This window comes from Gynuella sp., from assembly GCF_050297175.1.
Lineage (GTDB): Bacteria > Pseudomonadota > Gammaproteobacteria > Pseudomonadales > Natronospirillaceae > Gynuella.
On sequence record NZ_JBNKSF010000043.1, the window covers coordinates 191,289 to 202,790 of the forward strand.

An 11,502-nucleotide genomic window follows, 5' to 3' on the forward strand; every position below is an offset into this window, starting at 1 on the left:
GCCAGGTTAACTACCTCGCAGGTGCTGCCATCCTGCGAACTGCAAATCGAATTCTGTATTCATCACTGGCACGTCCCTGTGCCACCAATCAGCTTCAGCGACCAGTGCTGGTCGCGGTCTCAGACGCGCCGGACTGACGTTGTTGCTGATCTTCGGGTTCCAGTTCCCAGGCAGAAGAATCAATGTTCAAATCACTGAAACGCTGAGCATCAAACGTTGGCACCCGAACGCCGCTGGCCAGTTGCTGATCATAATCTTTCATGATCCGCAGACCGGTTTTGAACAGCAATGCCAGAGCAAACAGGTTAACCAACGCCAGGAATCCCATGGTCACATCCGCAAACGCAAAGACCGTTCCCAGATCCATAATGGCACCCCAGCAGCACAGGCAGATGATGGCCACACGGAAGGCGTTATAGATGTTCTGATTCTCACCACTAAAGAAGTTAAGACTGTTTTCACCGAGGTAGTAGTTATAGATGATAGTACTGAAACCAAACAGCAGCAGCGCCACACTCACAAAGCTACGACCCCATTCACCCACGTGGTCAGCCAGGGCGGTCTGAGTCAATGCCACGCCACCCTGATCCGCGATGGTGGCCGGATCATAAATACCACTGAGCAGAATGATAAATGCCGTACAAGAGCACAGAATCAACGTATCGATGAAGACCGAAAATGCCTGCACGATGCCCTGATTGGCCGGATGCGGTACGTAGGCCACAGCGGCGACATTCGGCGCACTGCCGAGACCGGCCTCATTGGAAAACAGGCCACGCTTCACACCCAGCAGAATGGCACCACCGATACCACCGCCAATGGCCGGCTCAAGACCGAAAGCGCTTTTGACAATCAACATAAACACATCTGGAATTTTGCCGGCATTCAGACCCAGTACCATAAGGGTAATGCCCAAATAGCCCAGAGCCATAACCGGTACCAGCACCTCAGCAACCCGGGCGATCCGTTTAACCCCGCCAAAAATGATCAGACCAACCACCATCGCCAATGCAATTCCGGTGTAATACGTTGGAATACCGAACGCATCGTTGACCGATGTCGCCACCGAATAAGACTGCAAAGCGTTGAAACCGAAACCAAAGGTGATCAGCAGCAGAACCGAATACAAGCCACCGAGCCATTTCCACTGCTTTCCGAGCCCTCGGGTAATGTAATAGGCTGGACCGCCCCGATAGGTACCATCCGGTTCTGACTTCTTAAAAGCCTGCGCCAGGGTACATTCAAAATAACTGGTCGCCATGCCAACCAGACCAACCACCCACATCCAGAAGATGGCACCCGGGCCGCCCAGGGTAATGGCCACGGCAACACCCGCGATATTCCCACCGCCGACCCGGCCGGCAACGGATAACAAAAGCGCCTGAAATGAACTTAAATGACCATATTTATCGTCTTTAAACGCTTGATTGGTACTGAGAATACGGAACATTTTTCCGAAATAGCGGAATTGCACAAACCTGGATGCAATCGTAAACCACAGCCCGAGGGAGATCAGTACAACAATCAGTACCTTTCCCCATAGAAGATCATTCAATAGACCCAACATATTCTGCCTCCATCTGCGAATCACTATCGCGTTGTTGTTTTTGTCATTGTTATGAAGGCTCTATTCAACCAAAGAGTCGCTGGTCAGAATATTTGACAACCTGTTGCATTGTGATGCCATTTGATGCCATAAAAGCATCATAACGCGCTATTTATGATATATTTCCTACGCTTGAACTGAACAAACTCTGAACAATTACTGGGTCCAAACCATCATGCATGAGGATTTTCCCCGCAACCTGCGATTGTTGTGCAGTTATTACAAATCCATCGCGGAGGTCTGTCGCCGGCTGGATGTCAATCGACCGCAGTTCAACCGTTATCTCAACGGTACGAGCAAGCCTTCCGCCCATAAAATGATACGTTTCTGTGATTTTTTTGGTGTCGAAATGCATGAAATCATGTTGCCTCATGATCAGTTTCAGCGCCTGATCAAAGTGCGTTCCCGCAGTCAGCCTGACGACGCTCCGGAGTTACTGGAACTCAGCCATCTGCAAAAGCTGCATCAACAGGGCTCTGAAGGGCTGGCAAAATATCTGGGTTATTACTTTGAGCATTACCAATCCATGGCCTGTCCCGGCAAGATTCTGCGCACCCTGGTCAGACTCGAAGAACGAGAAGACAAAATCTATTACCAACGTACAGAACGATTACAGGAACATCCGGACGACAAAATCTTTCACGGCATATATCTGGGGATGGCGTATTTTCTTCATGATCGGATTTTTATGGTCGATTATGAATCCCTGACCGGCAACGAAATCACTCAGACCATTCTATTTCCGTCATTCAAGAACAGGGTTTCACGACTGACCGGTTTAAAACTGGGTGTTTCCGGCAGTGGAGAGCGCATGCCGTGCTGTGCCCGAGTGGTCTACGAACATCTTGGTCAGTCCATAGATAAGCTGCGGGCACTGTCGATGTGCGGTTTGTACGATCAACATTCACCGGAGATTGATACCGCACTGTTGAACGCCATTAGTAATAACATGAGTGATGATGAATGGCATTTTCGCGCCCGTCATTTCTACTAAGAAGTACCGAAAATTTCAAAGTTATCAGAAGATTATTCGCTCAACCTTTATACAATGGCATATTTCCAGCTATTTAATGCGTTTCTTTTGATCAAAGTCGCAATTATGTCAGTCATGTGGCATAACAATTTCATGGCAGCCATCAGTACTGCTGTTGAATGATGTCAATGCGCTGTTTTTTATCAGATGACATTTAACACGTTCAAAAAAAGTGCATACTGACCGACCAAACAATAAAACAGGATGGACATTTCCAGTCATAGCCATAACGTCCATTACAGGCAGTTAAGTATTTAAGGAAAACATTGACTACAGAAATCAAATGATTGTATGCCGGCCCTGGCAAACTCTATAACCTGTTAGGCACGGTGATAATGGTCATCACCCTGTCATTGATACATTGGGAGCAATTGATGAAGCGAACACTTTGTAAAGCGATTCTTTTTTCAGCCGCATTGGCCTCTTCAAGCCTGCTGTATGCCGCTGATATGAACAAAACACTCAGACTTTCATTTGTTGCCGGTGCCACCGGTTTCGATCCGGCAAAGGTATCCGATAATTATTCAAATAGTATTAATGAAAACATTTACGATACCTTGCTCACCTATGATTATCTGGCCCGCCCCATCAAAATTATTCCCAATGTCGTCGAAGACATGCCAAAAATCAGCAATGGGGGTAAAACCTATACCTTTAAAATCAAACCAGGCATTTATTTTGCCGATGACCCTGCGTTTAAAGGACAAAAACGTGAGTTGGTCGCAGCCGACTTCGTCTACTCATTAAAACGCCTGTTGGATAAAACCATCAATTCACCACAAAGCTATCTGGTGGATGGTCGATTTGTCGGACTCGACGAACTGGTCAAACAAGCAGGTCAGGGGCCGCTGAACTACGATACCGAAGTAGAAGGTATCAAGGCGCTGGATAAGTACACGCTGCAATTGAACCTGACCGACGTGAACTATAACTTTGCCACCATTCTGGCAATGCCGGCTTTCAGCGCAGTCGCCCGCGAAGTCGTTGAGGCCTATGCTGACAACACCAATGCTCACCCGGTCGGTACCGGACCATACATGCTCAAAGAATGGAAGCCGGGTTCTAAAATTACGCTGACCGCCAATCCCAGATTCCGTAAAGAGATATTTAATTTCAAAGCGGACAAGTCAGACCCCACTTCCGTCGCCGTTGCCAAAGATATGCATGGCAAAGTGATCCCTCAAACCGGCAATATTGAAGTCAGCATTATTCAAGAAGAACAGCCAAATTGGCTGGCGTTTCTTAACAAGCAGCTGGATATTGTTGGTATCCCTCAGCCTGCTCTAAGAGAAGCACTGATCATTAACCCGGAGAATCCTCTGGACGTCAAGCTGGCCCCCAAATATGTCGAGATGGGGATTCAGATGCAGCGTAAAAGATTGTTGGAAATCACCTTTTACTTCTTCAACATGAATGATCCCATCGTAGGCGGTTATAGCGCAGACAAAATTGCACTACGCCGGGCCATTGCCATGGCCTTTCCACGCCAGGAAACGATCGCCCGTATTCGTCGAGGTCAGGCAGTTCCGGTCGAATATGCGATTCCGGAAGGAGTCGCCGGCCACAACCCGAAAGCCCGCGATGGTGCGAAATATGATCCTGCCAAGGCCAATGCCCTACTGGATGCTGTTGGCTATAAAATCGGCGCCGATGGCTACCGTACCCTGCCGGATGGTTCCCCTTTGAGCGTTGAAATGGGTACCGGAACCGCTGCCATCGACAGAGAATGGAATGAGTACTGGCAACAGGCGTTCGATTCACTGCACCTGAAACTTACCTTTAAAACCGGAAAATGGAGTGAGCTGTCCAAAGCCAACCGTGAAGGCAAACTACAGATGTGGGGCCTTGCCTGGGGGGCCGACTATCCTGATGGGGAAAACTTCATGCAGATGTTTTATGGCCCGAACGGCGGGGATTCAAACTTTGCATTTTTCGATCTGGCGAAGTTTAACGAGTATTACGAACAGGCTCTGAAACTGCCGGACGGAAAAAAACGCCAATCACTGTATGACAAAATGGACAAACTGCTTGCCCAATATCAGCCCTATATTTTTAGTGATACACGGGTCAGAAGTATTGTCACGCAAAGCTACGTGCATGGATATAAAATCCATCCAATCCTCAACGGCTGGCGTTACATAGAACTTAAAAAATAATATTTAATATTGTTGCACCGGTATAGGCTATGACCTATACCGGTTTTGTGTGCTATTGATCTGACAGGTATTTATGGCGGCATCATACAATGACACAGAAATGTATCATTAATGCCTGAAAACCAATACGAAACACTGACAACCATAGTCGCAGACCACGTCAGGTAACTTCGAACGATCTGTCTGATTGCCAAGGTAACAACTGGAGCCTTCATGTTTTCTTATATAATTCGCCGGGTCTGGCAGATGATTCCGACCCTGCTTGGCGTCATGCTGCTATTGTTCGCATTGTATAATCTGGTCGGTGGTGATCCCTCTTATATTCTGGCTGGCAAAAGTCTGAGTAACGAAATGCTGGCCAGCATTCGTGCCCAGCTCGGGCTGGACAAAAGCCTGCCGGAACAGTTTCTGATTTTCATCAAACAGGTGGTGACCATGGATTTTGGTACATCCTGGTCTACCCAGCAGCCGGTCTCGGATATCATCAATAACCGTATCGGTCCCTCGATCATGCTGATTCTGACCTGGCAGATCTGTTCCTTATTTATTTCACTGATATTTGCCGCATCCGTAGCCTTCTTCAACGGTAGCATTTATGACCGCACCATCACTATTCTCTCAACCATTGCCATGTCAATCAGCATCCTGGTGTACATCATCGCCGGGCAATATTTTCTTGCCTATAAGATGCAATGGTTTCCGGTGTATGGCTGGGGGAATGGTTTCTGGGAAAATTTTCTGATTTATATCCCGCTGCCGCTATTGATCGGCCTGGCGGTCAGCATTGCGCCAGATACCCGTTTTTATCGCACCTGTTTTGTTGAGGAAATGAACAGCGATTATGTGCGTACTGCCAAGGCCAAGGGCTTGTCAGAACAAACGATTATGCTCAAACACGTCATGCGTAATGCACTGATTCCCATCATCACCAGTGTTATGACCGCACTGCCGTATATGATTACCGGTTCAGTGCTGATGGAGCGTTTTTTTGGTATTCCAGGCCTCGGTAACGAAATTCTGAAAGCCGTGGATTCCAGTGACTTTCCGGTGATCAAGGCCATTACCATTTACCTGGTGATTGCCGTCATGATTTTCAATCTGCTGGCGGATCTGATCTACAAACTGATCGATCCACGTGTGCAACTTCATTAAATAAGGGAAGATCATGACCTCTCAAACCAGCGACCAAACCCCTAACGTCAATCAATCGGCCACCCATACTGCATCACGCAGTTTGTGGTCTCTGGCCTGGAAACGACTGCGACGCGACCGCGTTGGCTTTACCAGCCTGCTGATTGTCATCGCCTACCTGTTACTGTGCCTGGGGGCCTGGGTGAATCTGATCGGCGCCGATTGGCGCGATGAAATCGCCCTGCCCCATGCGCCACCAACATTTGCCACCTGGATTCCACGAGGCACAGAGATTAATACCAATAAAATTGGCATTGCTGAAGATTCCAGTCTGGAAGCAACGGATTCGGCTTCAGACGAAACCGACGACTCTGACCCACTGGCTGCATTAATGGCTGAGGCGGAATCCAATGCCGGAGAGTATGAACAGCAACAGGCACCAAAACTTGAAACCCTGATTCTGGGTGCCGACGGTCGCGGTCGCGATATTCTGCAAAAAACCCTTAAAGGTACCTCGGTATCCGTAGTGGTTGCCTTGTTCGGTTCATTCTGCGCCATCCTTATCGGGACCCTGCTCGGCGCCATCGCCGGATATTTTGGTAAATGGGTCGATGACATTCTGATGTGGTTCTACAGTATTTTCACCTCTATTCCGGACATGCTGCTATTGCTGTCATTTGCAGTGGTATTCGCGCGCGGCATCGATACCCTGATCATCATTTTCGGCCTAACCTCCTGGACCAGCATTTTCCGTTTAATGCGGGCAGAATTTATGAAACATAAACACCGCGAATATGTTCAGGCCGCTGACACCATCGGTGCGGGACAGTCACGGAAAATGTTCCTACACATATTACCCAACGTCAGTCATATTCTGCTGGTGCAGTTTTCCATTCTGACCGTGGGGATGATCAAGTCAGAAGTGGTATTGTCATTCCTCGGTTTTGGTGTCGATATCACCCAGACCAGCTGGGGCTCCATGCTTGCGGAAGTACCGGCCGAACTGATTCAGGGATACTGGTGGCAAATGGTGACCGTTACCGTGTTTATGTCAGTACTGGTCACTGCCTTCAGTCTGCTGACCGACAGCATGCGCGATGCGCTTGACCCTAAAGTGAAATAGTGTGGAGCCGTAAAATGAGCAATCCTTTACTCAAAGTCACAAATCTGAAAGTCGACTTCAAACTCGAAGACGGAAACCTGTTCCACGCCTTAAAAAGTATCAGTTTTGAAGTTCCCGAAAACACCACCGTCGCATTGGTCGGTGAATCAGGCTCAGGCAAATCCGTAACTTCCATGGCGTTATTGGGTCTGCTACCCAAATCCAATACGATTATCGATCCCAGCAGCACGATTGAATTCAACGGCAATAACATTCTGAAACTTTCAACACCAGCTCTGCGGCGTCTACGGGGCAGTGACATCGCAATGATTTTTCAGGAGCCAATGAGTTCGCTGAATCCGGTGTTTACCATTGGTAATCAGATTATTGAAACCCTGATGCTGCATAAATCCATGTCGCGAAAAGCTGCCCGTATCAGAACCATCGAACTGCTCAACGAAGTCGGTCTGCCTGATCCCGAAAACCGCATCAACGCCTATCCGCACGAACTGTCAGGTGGTCAACAGCAACGGGTAATGATTGCCATGGCTGTGGCCTGTGAACCCAAACTGCTGATTGCCGACGAACCGACGACAGCCTTGGATGTGACCATTCAAAAACAGATTCTGGACCTGCTGACACAGATGCAGAAACGCCATGGCATGTCGGTTCTGTTTATTACCCATGATCTGGGTGTAGTCGCAGAGTTTGCTGATGAAGTGGTGGTTATGCGCCATGGCTCCATTTGCGAACAGGGCAGCATAGAAACCATCTTTTCCAATCCTCAGCACAATTACACCAAAGCTCTGCTGAACTGTCGGCCAAGCCTGACCAGCCGCCCACAACGACTGGCCGTTATCGATGACTTTCTACAGGACAAACCCTATACGCCACCACCGGAACGGCATCGGGGTTATCAACAAGACGGCGACATCGTGCTGGATGTGGTGGGGCTGAGCAAATATTTTCGAATCAAAACCGGGCTATTCAGTCATGAGGATTTAAAGGCCGTCGATAACGTCTCGTTCCAGCTGCAACGGGGCAAGACCCTGGGCATCGTCGGTGAATCCGGATCCGGTAAGTCCACTGTCGGTCTGACCTTGATGCGTCTGCACGAGTTCACGGCCGGCCATGCTTATTTCGACGGCCAGGAAATTCTCCGCATGGCCGCGAAAGACTTTAAACAATTGAAACCACGAATACAGATTATTTTTCAGAATCCGTATGCATCATTAAATCCCCGTTTTACCGTGGGCCAGATTCTTATGGAACCAATGCTGTTGCATAACATTGGTGACAACCGACAACAACGCAAACAGTTAGCTGAAGAACTACTCGAAAAAGTCGGTCTGCCCGAGAGTGCGTTCCATCGCTATCCTCATGAATTCTCTGGCGGACAAAGACAACGCATTGCCATTGCCCGATGCCTGACACTGAAACCGGAAATCCTGATCTGCGATGAATCAGTATCCGCTCTGGATGTTTCGGTACAAGCGCAGGTTCTGAACCTGCTGCAGGATCTGCAAGACGAATACAACATGTCTTACCTGTTTATTTCCCATGACTTATCGGTCGTGAAACACATCTCCGATCAGATCATGGTCATGCAGCAGGGTAAGGTAGTGGAAATCGGAGACCCGGACAACCTGTATAGCAATCCGCAACAGTTATACACCCGAAAACTCATTTCCTCCGTCCCCAAAGACCCTATTGGTAGCGGGATGTTATTTCAGCACGTCAGCGGCTAAATGGTTCGCCCACTAACCGCCTTGTTAACCCGGAATACCAACCGGGTTAACCCCATAGGGCGAAAAAACAGTGAACCGTAAAATGTCACCTGCACCGACATACAAGCATCCGTGATATACCTTCACCTAAAGCGCGCAAGCCAAATAAGCGCAGCACCATCCGGAAACCGAAGCTTGGTCTGACGTAAAACAGGCAAATATGAAACCAGCTCTATTGGAAAGCATCCAAGGAGTGAAGCCCACCCCGCTAAAGACTGAACAACCGGCCATGGAAGACTCGGTCCGGCGCTTCGGGGCTGGAATATACCATCATGAATGGTATTCGAGTTGAATCGGGAGTATGGGGAGGTCGATGCTCTGGCAGTAGCGGGATGTTTTAAAAGGTCATTCTATATCCATTAGTTCTCCCAGGTGGCGCGGTTGGTCTCCGGGGTAATCGGGTTGGTCGAACATCAGTTGAACCGGGTGTATGGGGAGGTGGAAGCGGTTCGGGGCTGGCGGTAGCGGATTGGGCCGTTAAGTTAAACAGAACAGCCCCCCGGCTGGGGCTGTTGATGTGGAGGAGGCGCTTAAAATAATTGCCTCCCCTTTATTTTTTAGACTAGATACTGGTAATCCTTGGACAATCAAGCTCTTGGTATATTGCGTCTTTTTTCAGACTGTTGTAGTTCCTGTTCAAGCTCTTCTCGTGTTAAAAAGGAAATTAATTCCTCCTCTTTAACTTCCTCTATTCGCCTATCTCCATCTTCTGTATCAAGTATTGATCCATAACGGCCAAAGCTTGTTGAATATTGGAAGTACCAAGTATTGCCTATTTCATCTCCAAATATATTTCGTCCTATAAATACATAAGATTCAATTACTGGATAGGCCAGATTTTTGTCAGGATAGGTAACCATAAAGTAAACATCGTGCTTAATATATTCTTTCATTATTTCCTTTCCTATCTGCAATCATCGTAACAAGAGCATTCAACATTTTTTTGCGAGCTACGCACAGTTGTGCCATTTCTTAGCCGTAATTTCCATGTAACTGTAACGTAGCAGCCTTCAGCTACACCTCCACACTGCTGATTGCACTGCGCCCACTCAGCAGCATTACAGTCTCGGCTTTTTGGTAGCGGAGTGTTTTGATTACTTGAGTTATCCATAAAATAGGCGGGCGGTTCTTCTACTACAAAATATGCTGGTGGCTCCTCACCGGTAGATGCTGAACCATCCTCATGATGACGCGGTGGTGTAGGCAACTTATTCTGATCAAAATACAAATCATACTGACTGCCATAACCACTGATACCACCATGTCCACCATTGGCAGCTGCACCACCGGTCATGATGTCATAATAAGTGGCAGTGGCCTGCCCCAATGCACCTCTTAAACCATTTGGATCCACATAACTCAGCGGATTTCCACCGACGTATCCATAGGTGTTGAGTCCACCACCCAACCCGATCGGATCACTCTGCAGGTCCCGTGAAGCTGTAGCTATATCTGGATACCTCCTTTCACCAAGCACTCATATATACCATTCATATCAATAAATCCTGAAAGCTTAATTTTCTGATTGAATTCCGTTTTCAGGGTAAGTGACTGAACGTTACCCCTGGAATCTTTTTTAACTCTAATAACTTTCATAGAAGATACATAAAGTTGGGTATCTTTTACTGCTGAAAAATACAAAACGCCACTATTGATACACAGAGAATTAGTATTTAAGAGTTTCTTTGATTTTGGGAGACTGACTAGATCTATCAACAAATTTAGAGCAGCTATTAACACAACTGTAATGGATAGCCATTGAATATGATTAACCATGACTGCAACGAAAATAGATACAACTATTATCAAAATATCTCTAATTAGGCTTCTGGCTAAATTTTTTTTAAATATAGATGTATCGTAACGAAACTCTCTCATTGATCACCACCTCCAGGAGAATGAAGAGAACATATTGCTATTCTCGCAAGTAGAGCGGCATAACATGATGCTGAACTTGAAGACGTGGCCAAACATTGGGCATACATGAACTTTGCGCCATTGAAACACTTCTCTCTTGGGTCTTCTGGGGGAGTTGGCAAAGGTGATGTAGGTTGTTCTGCCATACACTGCCATTCACTAGGATCAACTCTCGATGGCAATCCTGGAAAATGAGGAACCAACTCATCGTCATCATCCGAGCTATTGAAATAAGGCGGGGTAACTCCATTGCCAGCCAATGTCCCATCGCTCATACCACTGGGTATCAACATACCACCAACGAATACTGCAGCACTTGTGGCAGCTCCCGCCACTGCTGAACCGGCGGCTTCAGCCGCTGCCGCAGCAGCGGCACACGCCGCCGCCCAGTTACCCGATGCTGCACAAGCGATTAGTCCATTGGGATCATAGAAGTTGATTGGATTCCCATTGACGTAACCATACGTATTCAACCCACCATTCAGCCCGATCGGATCACTCTGCAGATACCGCCCAATACTCGGGTCGTAGGTTCTGTGCCAGTTATCACTATAGCCCGTCTCTGGGTCTCGCATTTGCCCAGGAAAGCCTTTCAGGTTAGTGATGCCCGTGGTGATTTCTTCACTCACCTCCCCGAACGGCGTGGTCTGAACCTCCCACACCTTGGCCTGGTTTTGGTCAGTTAATATTCTGGGCGTATTGAGGTGATCATTGTGCACATAATACAAACGATTGCCACTGACTCTCATCGCAATCACCTGCTCTCCCAG

The 11,502-nt window shown here is 47.8% G+C and carries 10 protein-coding genes; 5 read left to right on the plus strand and 5 right to left on the minus strand.

What is annotated here, in order from left to right:
• Positions 1–94: 94 nt before the first annotated feature.
• Positions 95–1,567, minus strand: coding sequence for an alanine/glycine:cation symporter family protein (locus tag ACQY6I_RS18855; RefSeq protein ID WP_428243055.1), 1,473 nt, complete (start codon positions 1,565–1,567; stop codon positions 95–97).
• Positions 1,568–1,781: 214 nt separating this feature from the next.
• Between ACQY6I_RS18855 and ACQY6I_RS18860 the strand changes: the two genes are divergently transcribed.
• From ACQY6I_RS18860 to ACQY6I_RS18880, 5 genes are all read left to right on the plus strand, one after another.
• The gene (locus tag ACQY6I_RS18860) at positions 1,782–2,600 is read left to right on the plus strand and encodes a helix-turn-helix domain-containing protein (RefSeq protein WP_428243056.1); all 819 of its coding nucleotides are present in this window, start codon (positions 1,782–1,784) and stop codon (positions 2,598–2,600) included.
• A 413-nt stretch (positions 2,601–3,013) separates the two neighbouring features.
• Positions 3,014–4,795, plus strand: coding sequence for an ABC transporter substrate-binding protein (locus ACQY6I_RS18865; protein ID WP_428243057.1), 1,782 nt, complete (start codon positions 3,014–3,016; stop codon positions 4,793–4,795).
• A gap of 213 nt (positions 4,796–5,008) precedes the next feature.
• Complete coding sequence (locus ACQY6I_RS18870) at positions 5,009–5,947, plus strand: ABC transporter permease (RefSeq protein ID WP_428243058.1); 939 nt, start codon at positions 5,009–5,011, stop codon at positions 5,945–5,947.
• Between the two features lie 13 nt (positions 5,948–5,960).
• The gene (locus ACQY6I_RS18875) at positions 5,961–7,049 is read left to right on the plus strand and encodes an ABC transporter permease (protein ID WP_428243059.1); all 1,089 of its coding nucleotides are present in this window, start codon (positions 5,961–5,963) and stop codon (positions 7,047–7,049) included.
• A gap of 14 nt (positions 7,050–7,063) precedes the next feature.
• Positions 7,064–8,776, plus strand: coding sequence for an ABC transporter ATP-binding protein (locus tag ACQY6I_RS18880; protein ID WP_428243060.1), 1,713 nt, complete (start codon positions 7,064–7,066; stop codon positions 8,774–8,776).
• A gap of 626 nt (positions 8,777–9,402) precedes the next feature.
• On the opposite strand, the gene ACQY6I_RS18885 is transcribed toward ACQY6I_RS18880, so the two are convergent.
• The 4 genes from ACQY6I_RS18885 to ACQY6I_RS18900 form a co-directional block, all read right to left on the minus strand.
• Positions 9,403–9,708, minus strand: a complete 306-nt coding sequence (locus ACQY6I_RS18885) for a hypothetical protein (RefSeq protein WP_428243061.1) — start codon at positions 9,706–9,708, stop codon at positions 9,403–9,405.
• A gap of 11 nt (positions 9,709–9,719) precedes the next feature.
• A complete protein-coding gene (locus ACQY6I_RS18890) occupies positions 9,720–10,292 on the minus strand; it encodes an RHS repeat-associated core domain-containing protein (RefSeq protein WP_428243062.1) in 573 nt (190 codons plus the stop codon).
• Entirely contained in the window at positions 10,262–10,693 is a 432-nt protein-coding gene (locus ACQY6I_RS18895; RefSeq protein ID WP_428243063.1) for a hypothetical protein, read from the minus strand. The genes ACQY6I_RS18890 and ACQY6I_RS18895 overlap by 31 nt, the downstream gene beginning before the upstream one ends.
• On the minus strand, positions 10,690–11,502 hold an 813-nt coding region (locus ACQY6I_RS18900; protein WP_428243064.1), incomplete at its 5' end, for an RHS repeat domain-containing protein. The genes ACQY6I_RS18895 and ACQY6I_RS18900, both read right to left, overlap by 4 nt.